The organism is Pseudomonas maioricensis (assembly GCF_022790535.1).
Classification (GTDB): Bacteria; Pseudomonadota; Gammaproteobacteria; order Pseudomonadales; family Pseudomonadaceae; genus Aquipseudomonas; species Aquipseudomonas maioricensis.
On the sequence record NZ_LOHG01000002.1, the window covers coordinates 458,711 to 483,392 of the forward strand.

Annotated in this window: 17 protein-coding genes; 8 read left to right on the top strand and 9 right to left on the bottom strand. The window is 57.6% G+C overall.

Features of this window, described 5'->3' with window-relative positions; translation table 11 throughout:
* Positions 1–159 precede the first annotated feature (159 nt).
* The 3 genes from AUC61_RS04770 to AUC61_RS04780 all read left to right on the top strand — a co-directional run bounded on the left by AUC61_RS04770 (position 160) and on the right by AUC61_RS04780 (position 3,555).
* A complete protein-coding gene (locus tag AUC61_RS04770; protein ID WP_243244690.1) occupies positions 160–927 on the top strand; it encodes a DeoR/GlpR family DNA-binding transcription regulator in 768 nt (255 codons plus the stop codon).
* Positions 928–937: 10 nt separating this feature from the next.
* The gene (glmS, locus tag AUC61_RS04775) at positions 938–2,773 is read left to right on the top strand and encodes a glutamine--fructose-6-phosphate transaminase (isomerizing) (RefSeq protein WP_243244691.1); all 1,836 of its coding nucleotides are present in this window, start codon (positions 938–940) and stop codon (positions 2,771–2,773) included.
* A gap of 152 nt (positions 2,774–2,925) precedes the next feature.
* Positions 2,926–3,555 carry a pyridoxamine 5'-phosphate oxidase family protein gene (locus AUC61_RS04780; protein ID WP_243244692.1) on the top strand — a complete coding sequence of 210 codons (630 nt, stop codon included), beginning with the start codon at positions 2,926–2,928 and terminating at the stop codon, positions 3,553–3,555.
* 36 nt (positions 3,556–3,591) lie between these two features.
* Here the strand turns inward: AUC61_RS04780 and AUC61_RS04785 are convergent, their stop codons facing one another.
* From AUC61_RS04785 to lpdA, 8 genes are all read right to left on the bottom strand, one after another.
* Positions 3,592–4,143 carry an ankyrin repeat domain-containing protein gene (locus AUC61_RS04785; RefSeq protein WP_243244693.1) on the bottom strand — a complete coding sequence of 184 codons (552 nt, stop codon included), beginning with the start codon at positions 4,141–4,143 and terminating at the stop codon, positions 3,592–3,594.
* A gap of 69 nt (positions 4,144–4,212) precedes the next feature.
* The gene (gene katB / locus AUC61_RS04790) at positions 4,213–5,739 is read right to left on the bottom strand and encodes a catalase KatB (protein WP_422764998.1); all 1,527 of its coding nucleotides are present in this window, start codon (positions 5,737–5,739) and stop codon (positions 4,213–4,215) included.
* Positions 5,740–5,881: 142 nt separating this feature from the next.
* Positions 5,882–6,664, bottom strand: coding sequence for a substrate-binding periplasmic protein (locus AUC61_RS04795; protein ID WP_243244694.1), 783 nt, complete (start codon positions 6,662–6,664; stop codon positions 5,882–5,884).
* A gap of 133 nt (positions 6,665–6,797) precedes the next feature.
* Entirely contained in the window at positions 6,798–8,690 is a 1,893-nt protein-coding gene (locus tag AUC61_RS04800; RefSeq protein ID WP_243244695.1) for an acyltransferase family protein, read from the bottom strand.
* Between the two features lie 41 nt (positions 8,691–8,731).
* Complete coding sequence (locus tag AUC61_RS04805) at positions 8,732–10,045, bottom strand: glycoside hydrolase family protein (RefSeq protein ID WP_243244696.1); 1,314 nt, start codon at positions 10,043–10,045, stop codon at positions 8,732–8,734.
* 2 nt (positions 10,046–10,047) lie between these two features.
* Entirely contained in the window at positions 10,048–11,355 is a 1,308-nt protein-coding gene (locus AUC61_RS04810) for a hypothetical protein (protein ID WP_243244697.1), read from the bottom strand.
* Between the two features lie 439 nt (positions 11,356–11,794).
* A complete protein-coding gene (locus AUC61_RS04815) occupies positions 11,795–13,417 on the bottom strand; it encodes a glucan biosynthesis protein D (RefSeq protein WP_243244698.1) in 1,623 nt (540 codons plus the stop codon).
* A 391-nt stretch (positions 13,418–13,808) separates the two neighbouring features.
* Positions 13,809–15,209: a dihydrolipoyl dehydrogenase gene (gene lpdA, locus AUC61_RS04820; RefSeq protein ID WP_243244699.1), complete on the bottom strand. Its 1,401-nt coding sequence runs from the start codon at positions 15,207–15,209 to the stop codon at positions 13,809–13,811.
* A 428-nt stretch (positions 15,210–15,637) separates the two neighbouring features.
* Between lpdA and hflK (AUC61_RS04825) the strand changes: the two genes are divergently transcribed.
* From hflK (AUC61_RS04825) to cfaB, 5 genes are all read left to right on the top strand, one after another.
* Positions 15,638–17,590 carry a protease modulator HflK gene (hflK, locus tag AUC61_RS04825; protein WP_243244700.1) on the top strand — a complete coding sequence of 651 codons (1,953 nt, stop codon included), beginning with the start codon at positions 15,638–15,640 and terminating at the stop codon, positions 17,588–17,590.
* An 11-nt stretch (positions 17,591–17,601) separates the two neighbouring features.
* On the top strand, positions 17,602–18,654 hold the full coding sequence (gene hflC, locus AUC61_RS04830) for a protease modulator HflC (RefSeq protein WP_243244701.1): 1,053 nt from the start codon (positions 17,602–17,604) through the stop codon (positions 18,652–18,654).
* Positions 18,651–19,718, top strand: coding sequence for a protease modulator HflK (gene hflK / locus AUC61_RS04835; RefSeq protein ID WP_243244702.1), 1,068 nt, complete (start codon positions 18,651–18,653; stop codon positions 19,716–19,718). Before hflC ends, hflK (AUC61_RS04835) begins: the two co-directional genes overlap by 4 nt.
* Entirely contained in the window at positions 19,715–21,646 is a 1,932-nt protein-coding gene (locus tag AUC61_RS04840) for a cation-translocating P-type ATPase (protein WP_243244703.1), read from the top strand. The genes hflK (AUC61_RS04835) and AUC61_RS04840 overlap by 4 nt, the downstream gene beginning before the upstream one ends.
* A gap of 280 nt (positions 21,647–21,926) precedes the next feature.
* Entirely contained in the window at positions 21,927–23,111 is a 1,185-nt protein-coding gene (cfaB, locus tag AUC61_RS04845; protein ID WP_243244704.1) for a C17 cyclopropane fatty acid synthase CfaB, read from the top strand.
* A gap of 45 nt (positions 23,112–23,156) precedes the next feature.
* Here cfaB and cls read toward each other — a convergent pair whose 3' ends face one another.
* Positions 23,157–24,596 carry a cardiolipin synthase gene (cls, locus tag AUC61_RS04850; protein WP_243244705.1) on the bottom strand — a complete coding sequence of 480 codons (1,440 nt, stop codon included), beginning with the start codon at positions 24,594–24,596 and terminating at the stop codon, positions 23,157–23,159.
* Between the last annotated feature and the right edge of the window lie 86 nt (positions 24,597–24,682).

Below are 24,682 nucleotides of genomic sequence, written 5' to 3' on the forward strand. Positions count from 1 at the left end.
AAGTGTCAGGCGCAGTTGTAGTGTCTGAAAAGCCCTTCGCGAATGAATTCGCTCCCACAGGTCCAAATCGATCCCGAATTTGTACTCTGCCCTTGACCATTTCTCTGCAATAGGTTTTGATTGCCTTCGTTATCTTACGAATCGAAACTTAAGTCAGCCATGTCGAAACGCAATACACCTCAACGACGTCACAATATCCTTGCTTTGCTTAATGTGCAGGGCGAGGTGAGCGTCGATGAGCTGGCGAAGCGCTTCGAAACTTCCGAAGTTACGGTTCGCAAGGATCTGGCCGCTCTCGAAAGCAATGGGCTGTTGCTGCGTCGCTATGGCGGCGCAATCACGTTGCCCCAGGAACTGATCGGTGAGAACTCTCAGCCTGTCTCGAAGTACAAGCAAGCCATCGCCCGGGCGGCGGTGAAGCGAATTCGAGAGCATGCGCGCATCATCGTCGACAGTGGCAGTACCACTGCAGCGCTGATTCCCGAGCTCGGTCAGCAGCCCGGCCTGGTGGTGATGACCAACTCCCTGCACGTCGCCAGTGCACTGAGCGAACTGGAACATGAGCCTGTTTTGTTGATGACCGGTGGTACCTGGGACCCGCATTCGGAATCTTTCCAGGGCCAGGTTGCTGAACAGGTGCTGCGTTCCTACGATTTTGATCAGTTGTTCATTGGTGCCGATGGCATTGATCTGTCTCGCGGTACGACCACCTTCAACGAATTACTGGGGCTGAGCCGGGTCATGGCTGAAGTGGCCCGTGAAGTAGTGGTGATGGTCGAGGCAGACAAAGTAGGTCGCAAGATACCCAATCTGGAGCTGCCCTGGAGCAGCATCCATACCCTGATTACTGATGATCGCCTGCCCGTCGAGGCACGCGAACAGATACAAGCCCGTGGCATAACCCTGATTTGTGCCGCTGTCAGCTAGGAGAGAACGTATGTGTGGAATTGTCGGCGCAGTCGCTGAACGCAACATCACCGCTATTTTGGTCGAAGGCCTCAAGCGTCTGGAATACCGTGGCTACGATAGCGCGGGCGTCGCGGTGTTCAGCAATGCAGGTGTGCTTGATCGTCGCCGTCGCTCCGGCAAGGTGAGCGAGCTGGAACAGGCGCTCGCTGGTGAGCCGTTGCTGGGCCGTCTTGGCATTGCCCACACCCGTTGGGCCACCCACGGTGCGCCCTGCGAACGTAATGCCCACCCGCATTTTTCCGGCGACGAACTGGCAGTTGTCCACAACGGCATCATCGAGAACCACGAAGTGCTGCGCGAGCGCCTCAAAGGACTCGGCTATGTATTCGTTTCCGACACCGATACCGAAGTCATCGTCCACCTGCTGCACCACAAGCTTAAAGACACACCTGACCTGACTGTCGCCCTCAAAGCTGCGGTCAAGGAACTGCACGGTGCCTATGGCCTTGCGGTCATCAGCGCCAAACAGCCTGATCGACTATTGGCTGCTCGCAGTGGCAGTCCTCTGGTGGTTGGCCTGGGCCTTGGGGAAAACTTCCTCGCGTCCGACCAAATGGCGCTGCGTCAAGTCACTGACCGCTTCATGTACCTGGAAGAAGGCGATATTGCCGAGATCCGTCGTGAGAGCGTGCAGATCTGGGCTGTGGATGGTTTGCCGGTTGAACGCGAAATCGTGCAATACCGTGAAGGCGCAGAAGCGGCTGATAAAGGCGAGTTCCGCCACTTTATGCTCAAGGAAATCCACGAGCAGCCAAAAGTTGTGCAGCGCACGCTTGAAGGCCGTCTTGGCCAGCAACAAGTACTGGTGCAGGCATTTGGTCCGCAAGCGGCCGAGTTGTTCGCCAAAGTGCGTAACGTGCAAATCGTTGCCTGCGGTACCAGCTACCACGCGGGCATGGTTGCGCGTTACTGGCTGGAAGGGTTGGCAGGCATTCCATGTCAGGTAGAAGTTGCCAGTGAGTTCCGTTATCGCAAGGTAGTGGTACAGCCGGACACGCTCTTCGTCTCCATCTCCCAGTCCGGCGAAACCGCCGACACCCTGGCCGCACTGCGTAACGCCAAGGAACTGGGTTTCCTGGCCAGCCTCGCGATCTGTAACGTCAGCATCAGCTCTCTGGTTCGCGAGTCCGACCTGACGTTGTTAACCCAGGCGGGGCCGGAGATCGGTGTGGCCTCGACCAAGGCTTTCACTACTCAGCTGGTGGCTTTGTTGCTGCTCACGCTGTCGTTGGGGCAGGTGCAAGGCACATTGGCTGAAGGCGTTGAAGCCGAGCTGGTTGAAGAACTACGTCGTCTGCCTACTCGGCTGGGCGAAGCGTTGGCGATGGATAGCACGGTCGAGAAAGTCGCCGAGTTGTTCGCCGAGAAGAATCACACGCTGTTCCTGGGCCGTGGCGCTCAGTTCCCGGTGGCCATGGAAGGTGCGCTCAAACTCAAAGAGATCTCCTACATCCACGCCGAAGCCTATCCGGCGGGTGAGCTCAAGCATGGTCCGTTGGCGTTGGTCGACAGCGACATGCCGGTGGTTACTGTCGCACCGAACAACGAGCTGCTGGAAAAGCTGAAATCCAACCTGCAGGAAGTCCGCGCCCGTGGTGGTGAACTGATTGTTTTCGCTGACGAACAGGCCGGCATGAGCAATGGCGAAGGCACCCACGTCATCGCGATGCCGCACATCGTTGACGCCTTGGCACCGATCCTCTACACCATCCCGCTGCAATTACTTTCGTACTATGTGGCGGTGTTGAAGGGCACGGATGTGGACCAGCCGCGTAACTTGGCCAAGTCGGTGACTGTCGAGTAAGTTATCCACAGCGTCGGTTTGACGATGGCTTCAGAAAGCCTGTGGAAAAGTCATAATGCGGCTGGAACATGGAGGATTTTTTCCCCCATGTTCCAACCATCGATAGCTGACCAGGGTGTTTTGCAACGCCTCACAGGAACCCGTGGGAGAGCATGATGGATTCTGAAAACACTGCATATGTGACGACGACTGAGGCACTGGAAAAGCTTTACGGGCCTACGGCAAGGCCTTCCATGGTCAAGGAAGTCGACCATATTCATCCGGTTTACAGGCCTTTCATAGAAGCCGCGCCGTTTGTCGTCCTTGCGTCCTCAGGCCCTGGCGGACTCGATGCATCTCCGCGGGGCGATCAAGGCGGATTTGTGCACATCGAAGACAGCAAGACTCTGTATTTGCCTGATCGTCGAGGTAACAACCGCATCGACACGCTCCGTAACATCGTCACTGATCCGAGGGTGGCGTTGTTGTTCATCGTACCTGGTGTTGGCGAAACTCTGCGGGTCAACGGCACCGCTCAAATCTCGATCAAACCCGACCTGTTAAGCCGCTTTGCGGTCAAGGGCCAATTGCCGAAGTCCGTTCTCCACATCACCGTGACCAGTGTCTATTTCCAGTGCAGTAGAGCCGTCATCAGAGCCGGTTTGTGGGATCCGGCACGACATGTCGAGCGCAGTTCTCTTCCCACTGCAGGGCAAATCCTGAAGGAAGTGTCAGCGGCGGAAATTGACGGTGATGCCTACGACAAGGCCTTGCCAGGTCGTATTGCTGACACCCTGTATTAACTAAGCCATCGCATTGCTCTTGGCTATACGCTGGCCTCAGCGCGCAGGCTGTACCGTCTGAAACTCCCCTCGTTCAAGATTCTGCACCTGATTGCCCATAGCATCCGTGGCGTTCAGATCGGCGCCCTTGGCGGCGAGGGAGTCGAGGATGTCCTTGCGATGGAAGAGGGCGGCGTACATTGCCGCAGTCTGGCCTGCGTTATTGCGTTGATCTGGCGCGCAGTCGGCGGCGACCAGTTGGTGGGCAATACTCAGCTCGCCTTTGAAGATAGCCCCCATCAGCGCTGTATTGCCTCTCAGGTCCTTGGCGCAAGGATCGGCCCCTGCCTCCAATAGTTGCGTCACGGTCGCTTGATGGCCGTGATAGGCCGCAAGAATCAAGGCGGTGTAACCCTTTTCATCCTGGACGTTCAGGTCGAATCTGGCGTTGATGAACTCACTCAGCATGTCCTGTCGGCCGTCACGTGCCGCCTGGAAAAACAGTGTGCGCAACTGCGCTTGAGTGTCGGCTTGTGTTTCTTCGGTCGGGGTTGCATTGGCTATGCCGGTCGTAACGCATAGCAGCAGTGCGTATAGAAACTTGCCCATTTGGAAAATCCTCCAAAGGACCTCGGCTCGCTACGCCTGATAGCTGAAGCGCAGCGAGCGAGGTATTGATCAGTCCTTCAGTGCGGCAGCGAGTTGCTTGACCTTGTCGAGATCGCCTTTGGCAACCTTGGTCACGCCTGTGCCGTACTCCGGATCAGCCTTGTAGAGGAAAGAGAGCATGATGTTTTTGCTCTCGGTGTCAGTGGTGGCCAGGGATTCACCAAAGCTCTGGATCAGATCCTGCTGGTCTTTCTTGCTGTACGAGCGATACAGGTCGCCCGCCTGCTTGAAGTTCTGCTCACGCTGGATTTTCGCTTGCTGGGTGGTGCCAGACACCGGCAACTCGCTATAGCGAGCGGCTTCAACGGCAGGCCGCGGGTTGAGGCGGCTTGGCTCGTAGTTGACGCCGGTGGTCGTGTGACCGCTATTCAGCGAACCATCTTGATTGCCGTTGTTGACCTTAACCTTTGGAGCGTTGATCGGCAGGCTCAGAACGTTGGTACCGACGCGGTAGAGCTGAGTATCGGCGTAGGAAAATACCCGACCTTGCAGCAGGCGATCTTCCGAGGGCTCGATGCCTGGCACGACGTTGGCTGGAGCCATCGCGACCTGCTCGGTTTCCTGGAAGAAGTTATCCACATTCTTGTTCAGCACCATCTGACCAATTTTGCGCTCGGGAACGTCTGGCCAGATTTTTGTCGCATCCAGTGGGTCGAAATCAAACTTGGCCAGGTCCTCAGGTTTGATCACCTGAACGTACAGGTCCCATTTTGGGAAATCACCTTTCTTGATCGCGTCTACCAAGTCGTTGGTCAGGTGGCTGTAATCCTTGGACTGGACTTCTGCGACCTGCTTGGGATCAAGGTTCTTCAAGCCTTGCAGGCTTTTCCAGTGGAACTTCACGTAGTTCACTTCGCCCTTGGCGTTCACCAGTTTGTAGGCGTGAACGCCGTTGCCGTCCATGGTGCGGTAGCTGGCTGGCGTACCTTCATTGGAGTACAGCAAGGTGAGGGTACGAGTGGCTTCCGGGACATGAGAGAAGAAATCGAAACGACGGGAATCGTCATCCAGGTTGGTGCGTGGGTCAGGTTTGAACGCGTGGACCATGTCCGGAAACTTGATTGCGTCACGGATGAAAAACGTCGGGAAGTTGTTGCCTACCAGGTCCCAGTTGCCGTCTGCGGTATAAAACTTGGTGGCGAAACCGCGCGGGTCACGCAGGGTTTCCGGCGAATGGTTGCCGTGCACCACAGAGGAGAACCGCACGAACACGGGCGTGTGTTCACCTTTGCTGAAGACCTTGGCCTTGCTCAGGTCGGAGGCGTCATCAGAGGCGACGAACTCCCCGTGCACACCGGTGCCGCGCGCGTGCACGACGCGCTCAGGGATGCGTTCGCGATCAAAGCGCTGGAGTTTTTGCAGGAGTTGTACGTCTTGCAGCAGGACCGGGCCAGTTGCGCCCGCTGTCTGGGAGTTCTGATTGTCGCCGACGGCGGCACCGTTATCACGGGTCAGGTTATCGGCGAAGGCTGCGGAGCTGGCCATCAGGCTCGCGCCGATCAGGCTCACGGCTAAGTGGGATCTAGGTAGGTACATCTCAGGTCTCTCTCTATTTTTGGTTGTTTTGAGAGCCTAAGCGTAGAGACGGGTCTTGCCATTAATGAATTGTTTTAAGCTATGTCGTTGATAAATTTAGCAATATGAACTTAATTTCGAATTGATGATCGGTCGCCATTTATCAACAGGTTGCGTCGCTGTTTTGACAACCGTCAGCAGGATGAGGAGAGAGGTAGAACCTGCGAATCCTGTCTACTTCTCCACTGCGAACAAGTGCCCGGATCGCCTTGTTTATATCCGGCAGCAGCCCCGCCAATTCCGGTTGTAACTTGATACTTATCGGGGAATCACTGAGCCGTGCGCCGCGCTGAAAAAGGTTCGGATCCAGACGTTGCTCCGCAATGAGGTAATCAAAAAGATCATCGACCATCGCGACGGCGTCGACGCGTCTGGCCAATAGCAGTTGAAGCAATGCCGGATCTTCGGAGGTTTCCAGCTGGACCAGACGTTTATCCGCGAAAGACGGGTCCATGGTCAGGTAGGTATAGCCCCTGACAGTACCAATAGTCAGGCCCCGTAACTTATCCACAGGGATCGGGACGGCGGGGCTGCCTTTGAGATAGTAAAGGTGTTCTTTGACGCGGATGTAGGGCTCGGAAAAAACAAAATGGCGAAGCTCTTCAGGGCTGTTCCATTGCGATGAGTCGGCGTAGTTCAAGTCTAGTTCGCCCTTGCCCAGCATCGCCTGCAGACGATTGACCGGGTAAGAAACGAAGTGGGCTTCTATGTTGGCCTGATGCAACACTCGCCGGGCGATATCAGTGGAGATGCCGCGCAGGTTGCCTTGCGCGTCTTCATAGCTGAACGGTCGCCATTCACTACCCCCCGCCTGATAGGTTTCTGCCTGCGCCAGCAGGCTCAACATCGCCAGGGTCATTACGAGAAGCGTCTGTCTCCAAAACATGTTCAATCCTGCCTCCCTGCAAAATGTCCTGCGCTCAACTTAACAGCCAAACGTGGCGACGGCGTGAAGATTTACGCTGGACGTAAAAAAGCCCGCGCTGAGCTGTGTCAGGCGGGCTGGTTGTCTAAGGTTGTTATCGAGCGGCTTGGGTCTTCAGCTCGGGCAAAACAAAATTCTTCACGATGTATAGCGAGCCCTTTTCACTGAGATGACCCGAGTCGATCTGCAGCAGTGAGTGATCTTGCAGCCTGACCAGGCAAGAGTTGGCCACGCACAGCCTGTCGATCAATGACACAAAATCGACAGACTCGGGATCAATCTGGCTTCGAGTCGCCCGATCAGCAGCCATGACGCTTTGGTCCAGCGCCGGGTCGCTGATGTGCGAGTCATTCACGCCCCAATGACGATTGGCGATGACGCTCGGCAGCGAAGGGCTCCATTGTGGCAGCGGCCCCAATAGCACGATGTGCTTGACCCCATAGCTCTTGAGACGTGCAGCGATTTCACTCCAGTGCGTTTTATCGTGTTGATCTTTCTGGGCGATCACTACAACGTCCGGACGCAGCTCGCGAATACTTTGCAGTGCAGTCCTGTTGGAGTAGTTACAGGTGAGGCGAGGCGCTGTGGCGCGTCCGCTGTCCTGGGTCAGGCTGGGTTTACAACCTGCAGAAGCCACCTGATAGAACGGCGTGCCGCGCGTTAGCAGCGTTCGCAAACCCAGTGATAACGCCTGAGCGTGAGAGTCGCCCCACAGGAAGACTCCGCCCTGGCCACGTTTCTCTGTGCAGGATGGATCAATGGCAGACAGACCCCGTTCAGTGAACGCAGAAAAGGCATCGCATTTGAGCCAGTAGGTTTCATAAAGATTTTTCTGCCGATTGGCGTAGTCCTGCACGAAGCGCGCTTTGTCCGAGATGCTCACCGAGCGAAGCGGGGAAACCACCCCCTCTGTAGCGTTCACTGCACCGGCAGCGACGAACACCGAGCCAATCAACGCGCTCGCGGTGGCGAATCTCCAGCGCAATCTCCTGGGTCTTGCAGCGGGTGATTTTTCGATCAGTTGATAAGACGCCAGGCCCAATGCAAACGCGCACAGAATGCCGAGCAACAGGTTGGGTGTTTCGCCCAGATAACCTGAGTAGCTCATGAATACCACTACCGGCCAGTGCCAGAGATATAGCGAGTACGACAGTGTTCCGGTCCATTGCGAGAACCGGTTGCTGGTCAGGAAGGAGTCTTGTCGAGCGGCAAGGATCACCGCCAAAGCCCCCATCACCGGCAACATGGCCAGGTAACCCGGCCAGACATCTTTCTCTGAAAGGACAAAAAAACTTGCCAGCATCAATCCCAGCCCGACGCGCTCCAGTACACGTTGATGCGCTCGTTGAAGTGTGATCGGGAAGACGCAGGCGACTGCACCCACCAGCAGTTCCCAAGCCCTTGTGGGCAGCAGATAGAACGATGGCTCTGGCCATTTGAACGAGCCGTAAACACAGAAGCCGAACCCTGCCAGGCATGCGCCGAGGATCAGCCAGCGTAGATGCTGCAAGGCGATCACTCGGCTCAACGCCAGCAACACCAGTGGATACACCATGTAGAACTGCCACTCCACCGAGAGCGACCACGTGTGCAGTAACCATTTCTCGTGTGCGCCAGGAGTGAAGTAACCGGCTTCGAACCAGTAAATGACATTCGATATAAACCCCAGGCTGGCAGCGATATGTTTGCCTAGCTCGCTGTAATCCTGCGGCAACAGATAAAACCAGCCCGCGAGCAGAAGTACAAAGCACAGCACCGCCAGCGCCGGAACAATGCGCCGGGCACGGGACTTGTAAAACGCGAGCAGGCTGAAATTGCCCGCCTCCAGACTGCGCAGGATGATCCCGGTGATCAGATAACCGGAGATCACAAAAAAGATATCCACACCCGCGAATCCGCCGGGCAACCAACCTGGATTGAAGTGGAAAAGCAGCACGGCAATCACTGCGATGGCGCGCAATCCATTGATGTCTTTTCTGAAGTCCATGGCGTTCTTCGCTGGCGTTTGCACTAAGGGAGGGGATGAAGTCAGGGGCGTTGTGGCGCGACGGTTTCGGAGTTCAGGCTGATGATTTTCGGAAAGCGGGTCAGGGTGACTGGAACCGAACACTGGCCATCCTGACAACGCCAGAATGCCTCGCCGGACATCTGGCCTTTGCCGGGGTCGGCGGTGTCAACGAACATGACCGGGCCTCTCATCGGGCGGGTGCTGATGATCTGCTCCTGCCGTGAACCGCCGACCGCCCAGGCGGCGATGACCTGTGCGTTGCCTCTGCTGAAGTGCAACTGATAGACGTTGGCAGACTGAAGACTGGCCTGAGCGTCCCAAGTGAAATGTTTGATTATCTCGGCGAGGGCCAAGACCAGGCCATAAGCGGGTTTGGGAGAAAGGTTTTCATTGAGCAACCCGAAGTTGTGCTCCTGATCGGTCCTGTCTGGCCCGTCGTTGATCAGGTCATACCACCACAGGCCTTTGATGTTGGGGACCGTGCGAGCGAATAATAGAATTCGCGCCAGATAGGCCGCCTGCGTCTGTGCGGTGTTGCCGCACGGGCCCTTGTGGCTGGGCCAGGCCATTTCCGTGATGTAGATCGGGACGATGCGACCGGCCCTTGTGCGGACATGCTGTTCATAATCGCGCAGCCACTGCACCCAGCTTTCCGGGTTGTTGCGCCCATCAGGTGCGCAGTGGGCATACGGATGAATCGAGAGCCCATCGACCAGATCCAGCACGCCAGCGTCGATCAGCCGATCAGCAAAACCGTTGTCCATGCCTTCGGGCGTTACCGAGCCTGCGAGGATTTTGGCGGGGATGCCGTTGACCTCTGCGGTGTTCTTGCGGATCAAAGGGACCGCTTCGCGGACCAGAGTGGCGTAGTCGGCACTTAGCTGTGGGTCCTTGGGTGCTTCAAGGTCCCACTCGTTCCAGATCTCGTAAAAGTCGACTTTGTTGCCCAACTGACCGGTGACGTAATCCACGTAGTTCAAATAGCCCGCTTTGACCGTTGGCGAACGGGGTTTGGCGTTGTCGTGGAATGAGGTGCTGTAGTCCAGCAGCGTCAGCCTTTCAAGTTTGAGGCTGCTGGCTGTGCTGAGGTACTCGCGCCATGGCGCAATGATGCGCCATTGATTGGGCTTTGGTTCTGCGGTTGACCAGAAGGCGTCATCCTTGACGGCGCCAAAGCCTGCCTTTGCCGCCAGTTGCAAAGCAGGTTTTGGCGAGGCATCGAAGTTCATCAGGTGTGTGCTGATACCCAGAATGAAGGCTTCTTCGGCGTTCGCCGCAGTGCAGGTCAGGCAGGCAACGCAGGCCAGTCCGATGGCAAATCCTTTGCCAGACATAGTCAGTACACCGTCGGTGCAGGCGATAAGTGAAACGCCTGCGGCCGCGGAGTTTTGCGGCTATCCATGAGTTTGTCGGACAGCGCATGACCGATCGCAAGACCCAGGAACAGGTTGGCCACCGTGACTTCAAACATGTCGGTGGTCCAACTGATCATGCAGCAACAAAAGGTGATCGCCAGCAGAGCTTTGCCCACATGGCTGTCGTCATCACTCAGCACGAAAAACAATGGAATCTGCATCACGTACAGCAGCACTCCTCCCAGCCCCAGCATCGCCCACAAATACATCGCGCTGCTGTCAGAACCGACCAACATTTCGCCGCCGGGTACCGGGAACATCGAGGCTGCGCCACCGAACATGCCAAAGCCCGCGCCGGTCAGGGTCCAGCCCTCTTTGCTGATCGCGTGAGCGACATTTGGCCAGGTATTGATCAGCCGGTCGTACAAGGTACCCAGTGCGGAACTGCTGCTACTCACGGTGCGCATGTCAAAGTCGTAAACCATGCCCAGCACTGGCAGTGTCAGCCCCGCCAACACCGTGATGGTGCAGACGATACGGGTCGTCCAGCGCATGCGGCTGATCAGCAATAGCATCAGGGTCAACGCGAATGCGGCAGCGGGGGCTTTACTGGTGGTCAGGACGATTGCGTAAAGTGCCACCGGGCTTAATAGAATCCAGAGCAGGCGAGAGCGCAGCAGTATCAACAGATACAGGCTGTAGATAGCGATCAGGATCGACAGGATGTTGGAGACCCGGGCAAAACCGGCGATCCGGTCTTCGGTCTCCGTGGTCCACGATGTGTTGGCGCTGAGTTGCGCGTCGCCGATGCTGTAGCTATAGCCTTTCCAGGGCACGGCGGTGAATTTATCCAGCGCAACGCCTATCAGGGACGCCCCCAGACACAGGCCAATCACCCAGAGAAACAAGCGGCGGCGGTGGAACAAGTGTTCGCTGCAGACCACCCCGAACAGCAAGGGGCTAATGCCGAATAGCGCAAAGGCGACGTTATTCAGGGTCGCGCCGTGCAGCATGGCGAGCAAACTTGAAACCATCAACAGCAGCATGCTCAGCCAGACCATCCGGCCTGCTTTGTAATCGCGCAGCTCCAGCGCGAACATCACCAAGCATGCGACCTTCGGCAGGTACAGCAAAGGTGCGATACCCGCCTTGTCGAAGTAGAAGCGCAGCGCGCCGGAAAAGGTCTCGATCAGGATCAGGCTGATGGCAACCCAGACCACCACCGTCGACTTGTTGAAAGACAGAATCGACGAGCGAGCGTCGCTGCCATTCGCAGAGTTCAACATCATGTTTTCTGCCTCGGGAATGCTGATTGGGAAGGCCGCTGTTCTGTAGGAGCTGCCGAAGGCTGCGATAGCGGCATGGCCGGATGACTGCTTCCCAGCCTTCGGCAGCCTCTACAGTGTTAGGGTCAATCTGGAAGCCTGCAGTTTGTTTTGACAGGAGCGACTTGTCGGGATGAGCAGAAAACCATCGTCCACGCTACCGCCCCATCGGCCAGTGGGATGGACGACGCGACAGGACTTACAGGGAGGGGTGAATCAGAAATGACAGTGGGTATATCAGCCTGAGTTCAGGGGACTGTCAATAAAATAGTCAATATTCGAACGCGATCCGACGGGAGAGCGCTGTGGTAGATCGCAAACCTATGAATTAAAAGGAATTTTAAAATTGACGTATTCAGGATGATTCAGAGGTGCCTGCAGAGCACCTCTGAATCAGGCCGGCTTATGCCGGGTATTTGCGCTTATCAGGTGCTGGCGGGAAGTATTGGTAGAGCCAGGTCTCACTCAGCGTTCGGTCCTGAGTCTTGATGTACATACGCATCTGTACCGGCTCGACCGAGTCACTGTCTGGCAGCCAATCGAAAATGATCCGGTAACCCTTGATATCCGGCAGCACGAGAATATTGAATTCCTGCAGCTTGCCATGCGACACGGTCACGATCGGCTCGATAGCGGTGCCTTCCGGCAAGCTTTCCAGGCCGCCGCCGTTGAAGTCCACCGCGAAACGGCGCGCCCAGAACTTCGGGTAATGCTCGCCCGGTGCCCAGCCTTCCGTGAAGCCGCCCATACCGGAGCGGGTCGCGTGGACCTGAGCCAGTGGCGTGCGCACAGGTGGTAGCGGCGCCCAATACAGCTTGTAGCCGTAATTGACCGACTGACCAGCCTTGATCTTGTCCTTCGGCGTCCAGAACACCACGATGTTATCCATCGTCTCGCCGGTGGTCACGATTTCCACTAGATTCACTGCGCCTTCGCCCCATGCAGTGGTCGGTTCCACCCACAGGCTTGGGCGGCGGTGATACCAGTCAACGGTGTCCTGATAGCTGGCGAATTCGTGGTCGGTCTGCACCAGGCCGAAACCTTTCGGGTCTTTGTCAGCGAAGGCGTTGAATTGCAGGCTAGGCGGATTGTTCAGCGGACGGCAGATCCATTCGCCGTTACCACGCCACATCGCCAGGCGATCCGAGTCATGGATCTGCGGGTGAATGGTGTCGCACATCCGACGTTCGTGAGTACCGCAGCTGAACATACTGGTCATCGGCGAGATGCCCATCTGATCGATGTCAGTGCGTGCGTTGATGTTCGCATCGATGTCCATGACGACCTGGCCGGACTGGCAGTCGATATCGAAACGGTAGGCGCCGGTGCAGCTCGGTGAATCCAGCAGCGCGTAAACGACAAAACGCGTGGCGTTCTTGTCCGGGGTTTCAAACCAGAACTTGGTGAAGTCCGGAAACTCTTCCTGACGCTTGGCATAGGTGTCGATGGCCAAGCCACGTGCCGACAAGCCGTATTGCTTGTTGCTGTCCACCGCGCGGAAATAACTGGCGCCGAGGAACGACACAACGTCGTTGATGGCGATTTCTGGCGCCTTGAACAGCTTGAAGCCGGCGAAGCCCAGGTCACCTTTGACCAGCGATTTGTCGATGCCGCTGGACTCGTAGTTGAACAGCTCGTGGCGGAAGTGCACTTCCCGGGACTCTTTGGTCTTCGGGTTGACGCTGTACATGCGTACCGGCGTCTTGAAGCCCATGCCGACGTGGAAGAAATGCACGTCCAGTTGGCCGTGAAGCTCGTTCCACAAGGAGTGGCCAGCGTCGTATTTGATGGCGTTGAACTGCTGAGGCGTCATGTTGGCCAGTACTGGAGGCAGCACTTGCTTGTTACTGACGTAGCCCCGACCGGCCAATTGCTTGGCATGGGCCTTCAATGCATCGAAGTCAAAATGTTCGATTTCGCCGTCGGCCGTGGCGGCCATCGCGCGTGCAGCAAAAAGTCCCGAGGCTGGCACGCTGCTATAAGCTGCCAACGCCATCGAAGCTTTCAGGAGAGTCCTGCGATTCATAAGGTGAAGCCCCTAACGAGTGCTGTGCATCCTGCACAAGAAAATTGCGCGCTACGACTCCTTGCTGAACGCCAAACTACCGACAACAGATAACAAACACAGCATCTGGTTCGAAAAAAACATAAATAATTACGATTTAGATGTGCCGCAGTTGTGTCTGGATGGCGCATTTCCTTGTAGGACTGGCTTTAGCCGGGAGGAGGCCGGTGCGTTCCCAGTGTCTATTTCGTCAGGAATATTGCCCTCCCGGCTAAAGCCGGTCCTACGTCATCAGTTCATCCTGTGGGAGCCGGGCTTGCCCGCGATGAGGGGATCGCAGATATCAGACCCATCGCATCTAGCCCATCGCGGGCAAGCCCAGCTCCCACAGGAAGGCATGCGGGTTACCCAACTACGACTGCGTCGGTAGCCCGATCACGCTCATCGCCGCCTGGCGCAGGGCTTCGGAACGGGTAGGGTGGGCGTGGCTGATCAGGCCGATGTCTTCGGACGAAGCGGCAAACTCCATAGCGACGCAAAACTCGCCGATCATTTCGCTGACGCTCGGGCCTACCAGATGCACACCCAGAATTTCATCAGTGCGCTCATCAGCAAGGACTTTGGCAAAGCCATCAGTCTCGTGATTGACCTTTGAGCGACTGTTGGCGCTAAACGGAAACTTTCCGACTTTGTAGGCGCGGCCATCAGCCTTGAGTTGCTCTTCGGTTTTGCCCACGCTGGCCAGTTCCGGACGGGTGTAGATCACGTTAGGGATCAGGTTGTAATTAACCTCACCAGCCTTACCGACGATGCGCTCCAGACATACCGTGGCTTCGTCCTCGGCCTTGTGCGCCAGCATCGGGCCGGAAGTGACGTCGCCGATCACCCAGACATTCTCGGCAGCAGTACGATGTCCTTTGTTTTCCAGCATGCCGCGCTTGTCGACAGTAAGGCCAACCGTTTCCAGCCCCAGCCCCTTGGTGTATGGCCGGCGCCCGATGGACACCAGCACGTAATCAGCCTCGATCAACTCGGCATCACCCCCGGCCGCGGGCTCCACGCTGAGATTGACGCCGTAATCCGACGTTGTAGCGGTGGTGACTTTCGAGCTCAGCTTGAAAGTAATGCCCTGACGCGACAGTGAGCGCTGCAAGGTTTTGCCCGCTTCCAGATCAGTTCCGTGGGCGACGTGGTCAAGGTATTCCACCACCGTGACTTTCGCCCCCAAACGCCGCCACACCGATCCCAGCTCCAGCCCGATAACCCCTGCGCCGATGACCACCAAATGCTTGGGCACTTCGGTCAAAGACAACGCACCGGTAGAGTCCAGAATGCGCTTGTTGTCGATGTCGACACCGGGCAGCGGTGTGGGCTCGGATCCGGTGGCGATGATGATGTCTTTGGCTTGCAGCTCGGTTTCCACGCCCTGCGCATCGGTGACGATGACTTTGCCTGGGCCTGCAATGCGACCCCAGCCCTTGATCCATTGCGCTTTGTACTTGCGAAACAGGAATTCAATGCCCTTGGTCAGGGCGGTTACGCTCTCGCCTTTCTGTTTCATCATCTGCGCAAGGTTGAGCGTGGGTGTGACTTCGATACCGAGCTTGGCGAATTCCTCACCCGTCGCCGATTCGTACAGCTCCGACGCATGCAGCAGTGCTTTTGAAGGAATGCAGCCTACGTTCAGGCAGGTACCGCCCAACGTCTCCCGGCCTTCAATGCAGGCCACGCTCAGCCCCAACTGACCGGCACGAATGGCAGCGTTATAGCCGCCGGGGCCGCCACCGATAATCACAACGTCATAGCTGCTCATAGCTTTTCCTCGGGTTGTGGATGCTGCGCTGTCATGCGAAAACTCGATCCCTGTAGGAGCTCACCGAGGTTACGAGGCCAGCGATGGCGGTGTGTCTGACACTCCGTCATCGCTGGCCTCGTAACCTCGGTGAGCTCCTACAGATAAGTGATTCCGTAAAGATGCCGTGTTCGGAAAATCTGAAGATCAAGCGCTTTAAATTATGGTTGTAATATTCAAAGTGGCGGGCGTCAAGCTTGCAAGATTAATCAAAGGTATTTCTCCGCCCATAGCGCCGTGGATATCAGCGTAGAGCGTTGTCCGAAATGTGCCGTGTGTCTGACAGAAATTTCACTATGTCTGTTATATCGTAACGCCATATTCTAAGGGCCCAGCCCGGCGCACTTGTCGGGTGCTGGCGGCAAGATTCGGTAAGTTCTGAGGCGTCGATGCGGGTTGATCTGGATGTTGAGCACGGCAGCCTGCAGGGACTGCCCAGGTTTCAAAGAGCTGCGTTGCATGCAGCGCGTTTACGACGACTGACCTGGATGGCAGGCAGCGCTGGTATTTTCGGATTGATACTGGCGCTGTTCGCTGATTTATTCGCGCCGAATTCGCTGTGGGCGGCGGTGCTGGCCAATGATGCTGCGGTGTTGCTGCTCTTGGCGGCCGCCGTGCAATCGGCTGAAAGTGTCGCGCAGTGGCGAGCGCTGGCGTTAGACGCAAAAGTACCCGGCATCGTAACGGCTGATCCGGAAGCTGAAGAGCCCGGTTGGTATGACCGGCTCATTGGGCGCATCAGCCATCTGGGTAGTACCACGTTGGCGCAAATCGGCGCGCCGACCCTGTGGCTGGCGGGATGGACCATTCTTTCGCTGGTGTGTATTCAAGCCGTTTGGGATCTGTCGCTGCCGGGTAGCGATCTCTCGAGAATGGGCAGCGTCGCCGGTGGTATTTCCCTGTTGCTCGCCTTCGGTTTACTGGTACTGGAACGTCAGCTCAACGGTGAGCAGGGCGAATGGCCGGAAGCCTTGCAACTGGCCCAGTTACTACGTGTCGCAATTGCTGTGTTACTGGTTGGCGCAGTCTGCCTGTTTTTTTCCAGCATAGAGCGTCCCTGGACTGCCCGGCTGGCGGTACTGGGCGGTTTATTGCCCGCGCTTGTGGCCCTCGAACTGCTGATTCGCGCCGCGCTGTCGCTGTTCAACTCTCGTAATCCACGTGTCGAGCCTCGGTTGGTCGCGAGCAGCTTTGTGGCCGGATTACTGCGCTGGCCGCCGCAACCTTTGCAGGCTTTACAGCACGAGTTGCACAACAGGTTTGGTATTGATTTACGGCAAATCTGGGCCTTTACCTACATGCGTCGGGCGTTTTTTCCCGTGCTGTCGGCGGTGGTCGCGCTCGGCTGGGCGCTCAGTGGCGTGCATGAAATCCCGATGCAGGGGCGCGGTATCTACGAGCGTTTCGGTAAACCGGTAGAAGTGCTCGGCCCAGGCTTGCACGCGGGTCTTCCCTGGCCATTTGGGCGGGTGTTGGCGGTGGAAAATGGTGTGGTGCACGAACTGGCCACCAGCGTTGCCGATACAGGCGGCGTCGATCCTGCTCCTGTGCTTGATTCGGCAGAGGGTCCGGCCCCCGCGAGTACTAACCGTTTGTGGGACGCCAGCCACGTCAATGAAAAGTCTCAGGTGATCGCCAGCAGTGCGGGCGACAAGCAGGGTTTTCAGATCGTCAACATGGACGTGCGTCTGGTGTATCGCATCGGCTTGACCGACGAAGCCGCCATGGCCGCCACCTACAACAGCGCTGATGTACCGATGCTGATTCGCAGCACTGCCAGCCGGGTGCTTGTGCACGATTTTGCGTCGAGAACGCTGGACGAACTGTTGGGTGAGCAGCGTTCTGATTTGGCACTGGATATCGGTAATGCAATACAGGCTGACTTGAATCGACTCAACAGCGGTGTGGAGATCCTTGCCACTGTGGTTGAAGCGATCCACCCGCCGGCGGGAGCAGCCAACGCCTATCACGCGGTTCAGGCGGCGCAGATCGGTGCGCAGGCGCTGATCGCTCGCGAACGAGGCGCGGCAAGCAGCACCTCCAATGTGGCGCAACTGAACGCAACCGCTGCACACGACAAAGCCGCTGCGAGTGCTCGGGAAGTCATGGCGGGGGCACAGGCAGCGCAGCTGCGTTTCAGTGCCGAGCAACAGGGCTACGCAAAAGCAGGGCAGGCGTTTCTGCTTGAACAGTACCTGACGCAACTGAGCCATGGCCTGGCCCATTCAACATTGCTGGTGCTTGATCATCGTCTGGGCGGTGCCAATAACGCACCCACCATTGACCTGCGTACTTTCACACTACCGGCAGACCCAACGGCGCCGCGTAAAGCCGTTCAGTAAGGAGTCGACCTTTGAGTCTGTTTCATAACCACGATCATGCCGGTCACGATCACAGTGGCCATGGCCATCACCACGGTCATCATCACGGGCACGCCCACGACGAGTCTTCCGGCCCGCGTGTATTTCCGTGGCGACGGGGTTTGCTCGCCGCGCTGCTGATCGCATTTGCAGTGGCAGCGGCAAGTCTGGTGCAAGTACGCTCCGGCGAGGCGACGGTGATTACCCGCTTCGGCAATCCGTCCCGGGTATTGCTCGAACCCGGTCTGAGCTGGCGCTGGCCTGCGCCATTCGAAGCGGCGATACCGGTTGATCTGCGTTTGCGGACTACTTCCAGCGGCTTGCAGGATGTTGGCACCCGCGACGGGCTGCGCATCATTGTCCAGGCCTATGTGGCCTGGCAGGTTCAGGGCGACGCAGACAACGTGCAACGTTTCATGCGTGCCGTGCAAAACCAGCCTGACGAAGCGGCGCGGCAGATTCGTACCTTCGTTGGTTCGGCGCTGGAAACCACGGCCAGCAGTTTTGACCTGGCGAGTCTGGTGAACACTGATGCCAGCAAAGTGCGTATCAGCGATTTTGAGAACCAACTGCGTCAGCAAATCGATCAGCAACTGCTGACCACTTATGGCGTGCGCGTGCTGCAAGTGGGGGTTGAGCGTTTGACTCTGCCGTCAGTGACGCTCAATGCCACGGTGGACCGGATGCGCGCCGAGCGCGAAACCATCGCCACCGAGCGCACCGCTGTGGGCAAGCGTGAGGCAGCGCAGATCCGTTCGGCCGCGGAGCGTGATGCGCGGATCGTTGAGGCGGACGCCACGGTAAAGGCCGCCGATATCGAAGCTCAATCGCGCGTCGAGGCCGCGCAAATCTATGGCCGGGCTTATGCGGGGTCACCGCAGCTCTATAACCTTCTGCGTTCACTGGACACGCTGGGGACGATTGTTACACCCGGCACCCGGTTGATTCTGCGCACCGACGCTGCGCCGTTCAGAGTGTTGGTCGATGGCCCGCCAACACTCAATGGCCCACCTGCCCCGCAGAGCAAAGCCGGGTCGCAACCATGAGTGAACCTGTCGTTTCAGGTCCGCAACGCGCACCAGTAAACAACCCATGGTTGCAGGCCAGCCGACTGGCCTTCCTGGCGTTGTACGGCGTGACGGTTCTGGCTGCCGTCGGCTGGGCAGTGTCCAATGTGCGGCAGATTGATCCGCAAAACCGTGCGGTAGTGCTGCGTCTGGGCGCATTGGAGCGGATTCAAAACGCAGGATTGCTCACAGCTTGGCCGCAACCGTTCGAGCAGGTGGTGTTGCTGCCCTCGGCGGACCGGGTGATTGAGCGTCGTGTCGAGACTTTGCTGCGCTCATTTCAAGCCGTGCAGGCTGATCGGGCGGCGAGCTTTGCGGCACCGATGAGCGATGCGTTGGCCGGGTCGGGTTATCTGTTGACCGGGGACGCAGGCGTTGTGCAACTGGACGTCACGGTCTACTACAAGGTCAGCGACCCGTATGCCTATGTTCTGCAGGGCGATCACGTGGCGCCAGCGCTGGATCGCATCGTCAATCGCAGTGCGGTGGCCCTGACGGCTGCGCGTGATCTGGACACAATTCTAGTGGCTCGACCTGAGCTTGTTTCGGCCGACAGCCAGTCTGCCGAGCGTCGCGAACGGCTGCGTGGCGACCTGGTAAGCGGCATCAATCAGCGGCTTTCAGAGCTCAGTACAACCGGTTCAGGTATTGGTATCGAAGTTACCCGGGTCGACGTTCAATCCAGCTTGCCCGGCGCTGCCATCAACGCGTTCAACTCTGTCCTGACCGCCAGCCAGCTTGCTGATCAGGCGGTGGCTAATGCGCGCAACGATGCGGAAAAGCTCATTCAGGCTGCGAACCAACAGGCAGACCGTACGTTGCAGGTAGCCCACGCTCAGGCTTCCGAGCGGCTGGCAAAAGCCCAGACCGATACGGCCACGGTGGCCAGCCTGAGTGAGTCGATGCACTCCGGGAGTGACCCCGGCCTGTTGCAACGACTCTATCGCGAGCGCGTACCGAAGATCCTTGGTCAGGCGGGTTCGGTGACTACTGTCGATCCGCGAGATGATTCCCGGCTGATCATTCAAGGAGCAGAAAAATGAGTAGCGAAGCGGTTCACGATCCCGTTGCAGGGCAAGCGTCGCAAAGCATGCTCAGCGCGCCGGAACAACGCAGCGCCGCACGGCAACTGACGCTGGCAATGCTGGCGTTAGGGTTGCTGGGATTGGGCTTGATCTGGCGCCTCATTGCGCCGGATCAGAATGGCGTTAGCCAGCTGTTACTGGGAGCGGCGTCGTTGCTGGTGGCTATTCCGGTAATCAGCGCCGGTTGGCACAGCTTGCGCTACCCGAGCCTGCACGGTGTCACCGATCAACTGATCGCGTTGGCCATGCTCGGTGCCTGGGCTACCGGAGATCTGATGACGGCGGCCTTGTTGCCCATCATCATGATCTTCGGCCATGTCCTGGAAGAACGCAGCGTGATTGGTTCTCAGGAGGCAATTCAGGCGCTGGGCCGCTTGACCCGCAGCCACGCACGGCTGATCAAAGCCGATGGCAGCGTGCAGGAAGTGGACAACTCGACGCTGGTTGCCGGGGATCAGGTGGAAGTTCGCGCAGGTGATCGGGTGCCTGCTGACGGCCGGGTGATCTCCGGCCAGGCCAGCCTGGACACCGCGCCGATCACCGGTGAGTCCGTGCCACTGGAAGCCAGACCGGGCGTTGAAGTATTTGGTGGTGCGATCAATCTCGACGGTTTGCTGCGCCTTGAAGTGACCCGTACCGGGCAGGATTCAACGCTGGGCAAGGTGATCGCGCTGATGCAAAGCGCCGAGCGCTCAAAGCCTCCGATCACTCGGTTGCTGGAGCGCTATGCCGGCAGCTACATGGTGTTGGTCTTGCTGATCGCCGCGGTGACCTGGTTCATCACTAATAACGCGCAGGCCATGCTGGCTGTGCTGGTCGCAGCGTGTCCCTGCGCCCTTGTGCTGTCGGCTCCCGCGACCGCCATTGCAGGGATCGCGGTGGCAGCCAGACACGGGATTCTGATTCGCAGTTCGGCCTTCCTGGAAGAGCTGGCCGACCTGACCTCGCTGGTGGTCGACAAAACCGGCACGCTGACCTTTGGCACGCTGCGCATTGAATCCGTGCAGTGCGTGGGTCCTGAGTTGCCGCATTTTCTGCCGTTGGCGGCAAGCCTCGGAAGCGCCAGCAGTCACCCGGTCAGCCGGGCGCTGGCCAGTCTGGTTCCACAGCATCAGTTTCTGGCGCTGAGTGACATTCGTGAGCTTCAAGGCTTGGGGGTGGTGGCGTCCAGCGAATTAGGCGTTGCGGCGTTAGGCCGTCCCGAGTTGTTCGAGCAACTGGGCATTAGCGCTGCGCCGGTCCCGATTCACGACGGCCCGATTGCCGGTCTGGCACTTGATGGTGTTTTTCTCGCCTGGCTTTTGCTGGCCGACACGCTGAAGCCCGAGGCGCAAGCGGCGCTGGCTGAGCTACGGGCGCTGGGTATGGGCAGGCAGTTATTGCTCACCGGTGACCGACACGCTGTGGCGAACAAGCTGGCTGTGGATGTCGGTATCACTGACGTGCAGTCCCAAGCGCTGCCCGAGGATAAGTTGACGCGGGTTCGTGCCGAGATCAGCAGTGGCTTTCGGCCTATGGTGGTAGGTGATGGCATCAATGACTCGCTAGCCTTGAAAGCTGGCGTGGTAGGGGTAGCGATGGGGGCCGGTGGTGCGGATATCGCTTTGGCATCGGCCGATATCGTGCTGATTGGCAGTGATCTGCGACGGCTGGGAACCTGTGTACGACTCAGTCGTCAGTGCCGAAGGACGTTGCAGGTTAATGTCATCATCGGCCTGGGCTGGACGTTGGCGATTGTCGCGCTAGCTGCCTTCGGTTGGTTGGGCGCAGCGGGAGCAATGGTGGCTGCGATCCTGCACAACCTCAGCACTCTGCTGGTACTCGGCAACGCTGGCAGACTGCTGCGGTTGCATGAGCCGCTAGGTGAATTACCTGTAGCGAAGTAGCGCTAGATATTCCTCAGGGCGAGAACCACCGATTTAGAGCGGCTCACTAAGTATAAAAAATAGCTTGAGCTTTGAAGAACTCTGTTACAAATTAATAGTCACTCAAGGAGAGCGCTTTACTTTTCAGCTCCACGGCGGGCTCGAATCAGGTGGGATACAAGGCCGTTCCCGGAAGTCGATTCATAGTTAATGGCTATAGAGCCTATAGCGGGTCAGTTCTATTGCAGAACTGATCCTCAACTACGCTTTTCAAGTTCTTGATCATTGGGGGTTTACTCAAATGCTCGCGCAACTTCCACCGGCCTTAAAGAATCTGCACCTTCCGCTGCGTCTCAAGCTTTGGGACGGCCACGAGCTTGACCTCGGTCCGACGCCGAGTGTCACCATCTTCGTCAAAGACCCCCGACTGGTTTCCGACTTCAACCACCCAAGCCTCGATTTGCTCGGCAGCGCGTTTGTAGAAGGGCGCCTGGAAATGGAGGGTTCCATCAGCGAGGTGGTGCGGGTTTGCGATGAGTTGACCCAGGCATTGGGTGACGTCGACAGCGAAGACGCTCCGGTACGCTCACCGCATGACAAGGCAACAGATGCCGCGTCGATTTCCTACCACTATGACGTTTCCAACGAGTTCTACCAGCTGTGGCTGGATCGGGAAATGGTCTATTCCTGCGCCTATTTCAAAACCGGTAATGAGAGCCTGGAACAGGCGCAGCAGGATAAATTCCACCACCTGTGCCGCAAGTTGCGACTCAAGCCTGGCGAATACTTGCTGGATGTCGGTTGTGGTTGGGGAGGACTTGCCCGCTTTGCAGCGCGTGAGTATGGCGTCAAGGTGTTTGGTATCACGTTAAGCCGTGAACAATTGAAGCTCGCCAGGGCTCGTGTGAAAGCTGAAGGCCTGGAAGACAAGGTTGAGCTGCAACTGCTCGATTACCGCGACCTGCCACAAGACGGGCGCTTTGATAAGGTCGTCAGCGTTGGCATGTTTGAGCACGTCGGGCACGCCAATCTTGCGCTCTACACTCAACGCCTGTTCGGTGCGGTGAAGGAAGGCGGTTTGGTGATGAATCATGGCATCACCGCCAAGCACACCGATGGTCGACCGGTAGGCCGTGGTGCCGGTGAGTTTATTGGCCGCTATGTATTTCCTAACGGCGAGCTACCCCACGTATCGCAAATCAGCGCGGACATCAGCGAGGCCGGGCTGGAAGTCGTGGATGTCGAAAGCTTGCGCATGCATTACGCCAAGACCCTTGACCACTGGAGCACACGGCTGGAAACCCATCTGGAGCAGGCGACTGCCATGGTGCCGGAGCAGACTTTGCGTATCTGGCGTTTGTACCTGGCTGGATGCTCTTATGCGTTCGCCCACGGCTGGATAAATCTGCATCAGATTCTGGCGGTCAAACCCCGCGCCGATGGCAGTCATGATCTGCCTTGGACTCGTGAAGATATCTATCGCTAGAAGCCTGACCGGGTCCTCGATCCGGTTTATCCCCCGAGTGAAGGGTTACAGAATCGGTGAAATGAGACGGGCTATTCTCATACCCAATTGTTGCAGGTGGTGCGTTTCGCGGCTTTCCTGGATCGAAACTTCATGGGCAAGTGCGAAGTCGTCGTTAAGCATTTGCTCTACTTCGCTGGCAAAACCGCTGTCGACGGTCAGCAGCATCAGTTCGAAATTCAGGCGGAATGAGCGGTTGTCCAGGTTGGCACTGCCGATCGCAGTAATCTCGTTATCCACCAGTACTACTTTCTGATGCATGAACCCGGGCCCGTAACGAAATACCCGAACCCCTGCGCGGACTGCCTCGAAGGCGAATAGGCTTGATGCCGCGTAGACCACGTAATGATCCGGCCGTGATGGCAGCAGCAGCCTTACGTCTACCCCGCGCAACACGGCCAGCCGCAGCGCGGCCGATACTGCCTCATCAGGTATGAAATACGGGCTGGTGATCCAGACCCGCTCTGTTGCTGCATGAATGGCTTCGACAAAGAATAGCGAACACGTTTCCTGCTTGTCTGCAGGCCCGCTAGCCAGCAACTGACAGAGCAAGCCATCTTCCGGAAAGCTGTCCGGCAAGCTCAGTGGCGGTAACTCACGTGTTGCCCAGAACCAGTCCTCCGCGAACGACTCCTGCAGGCAGGCCACGACCGGGCCGATGACTTGCACATGGGTATCGCGCCAAGGTGCCAGGGGCGGCTTCAGTCCGACATATTCGTCACCTACGTTGTGCCCACCCAGAAAGCCTTTCAGGCCGTCTACGACGACTATCTTGCGGTGGTTACGGAAGTTGATCTGGAACCTGTTGAGCCAGCCACTTCGGGTTGCGAAGGCCTTGATCTGTACGCCGCCTTTGCGCAGCTTTTCGTTGTAGCTGCCGGGCAGAGAGTGGCTGCCGATGCGGTCGTAAAGCACATACACCGCGACGCCTTCCGCGGCCTTCTCCAGGAGCAGTTCCTGCATACGCTGCCCCAGCGCGTCATCATGGATGATGAAGAACTGAATCAGGATCGTCTGTCTGGCCTCGCGTATCGCTTCGAAAATCGCGCTGAACGTCGCATCGCCGTTTATCAGCAGTTTGACTTCGTTGTTGGCCAGCGCCGGGGTAAGCCCCAGCTTGGGCATGGCACGTAATGACGCATAGGCTTCAGAGCGTCTTGCGGCCACCGCTTCTTCAATCCAGGGACGCCAGTTCAGGTCGCTGATTGCCGTGCGCATTTCCTCGTTGGCCTGACGCCGCGCTTTGATGTACGCATCGAATGAGCTACGGCCAAACACCAGATAAGGAATCAGTGTGAAATAAGGAATGAACAGTAGAGGCATCGCCCACGCAATCGACCCTTGTGCAGTGCGCACAGTGAGCAGCGCATGGATGGCGGCAATGATCCCCAACAGATGAATGAATCCGATGACATAGCCAAAGAAATACGGGCTGTGGTAATCCATTCGAAACCTTTTCCTTAGCACCATTGCTCATTAACAGACCACAGTGAGTGCTGATTGTCGCTATTTAATTCGGGGTGCAACTGGCA

Coding starts and splice junctions, on each gene's coding strand:
- hflK (WP_243244700.1), top strand. CDS start 15,638: ATGCGGGTTGATCTGGATGTTGAGCACGGCAGCCTGCAGGGACTGCCC.
- katB (WP_422764998.1), bottom strand. CDS start 5,739: ATGTACCTACCTAGATCCCACTTAGCCGTGAGCCTGATCGGCGCGAGC.
- AUC61_RS04785 (WP_243244693.1), bottom strand. CDS start 4,143: ATGGGCAAGTTTCTATACGCACTGCTGCTATGCGTTACGACCGGCATA.
- hflK (WP_243244702.1), top strand. CDS start 18,651: ATGAGTGAACCTGTCGTTTCAGGTCCGCAACGCGCACCAGTAAACAAC.
- cfaB (WP_243244704.1), top strand. CDS start 21,927: ATGCTCGCGCAACTTCCACCGGCCTTAAAGAATCTGCACCTTCCGCTG.
- glmS (WP_243244691.1), top strand. CDS start 938: ATGTGTGGAATTGTCGGCGCAGTCGCTGAACGCAACATCACCGCTATT.
- AUC61_RS04780 (WP_243244692.1), top strand. CDS start 2,926: ATGATGGATTCTGAAAACACTGCATATGTGACGACGACTGAGGCACTG.
- AUC61_RS04770 (WP_243244690.1), top strand. CDS start 160: ATGTCGAAACGCAATACACCTCAACGACGTCACAATATCCTTGCTTTG.
- AUC61_RS04795 (WP_243244694.1), bottom strand. CDS start 6,664: ATGTTTTGGAGACAGACGCTTCTCGTAATGACCCTGGCGATGTTGAGC.
- AUC61_RS04840 (WP_243244703.1), top strand. CDS start 19,715: ATGAGTAGCGAAGCGGTTCACGATCCCGTTGCAGGGCAAGCGTCGCAA.
- AUC61_RS04810 (WP_243244697.1), bottom strand. CDS start 11,355: ATGATGTTGAACTCTGCGAATGGCAGCGACGCTCGCTCGTCGATTCTG.
- AUC61_RS04815 (WP_243244698.1), bottom strand. CDS start 13,417: ATGAATCGCAGGACTCTCCTGAAAGCTTCGATGGCGTTGGCAGCTTAT.
- cls (WP_243244705.1), bottom strand. CDS start 24,596: ATGGATTACCACAGCCCGTATTTCTTTGGCTATGTCATCGGATTCATT.
- lpdA (WP_243244699.1), bottom strand. CDS start 15,209: ATGAGCAGCTATGACGTTGTGATTATCGGTGGCGGCCCCGGCGGCTAT.
- AUC61_RS04800 (WP_243244695.1), bottom strand. CDS start 8,690: ATGGACTTCAGAAAAGACATCAATGGATTGCGCGCCATCGCAGTGATT.
- AUC61_RS04805 (WP_243244696.1), bottom strand. CDS start 10,045: ATGTCTGGCAAAGGATTTGCCATCGGACTGGCCTGCGTTGCCTGCCTG.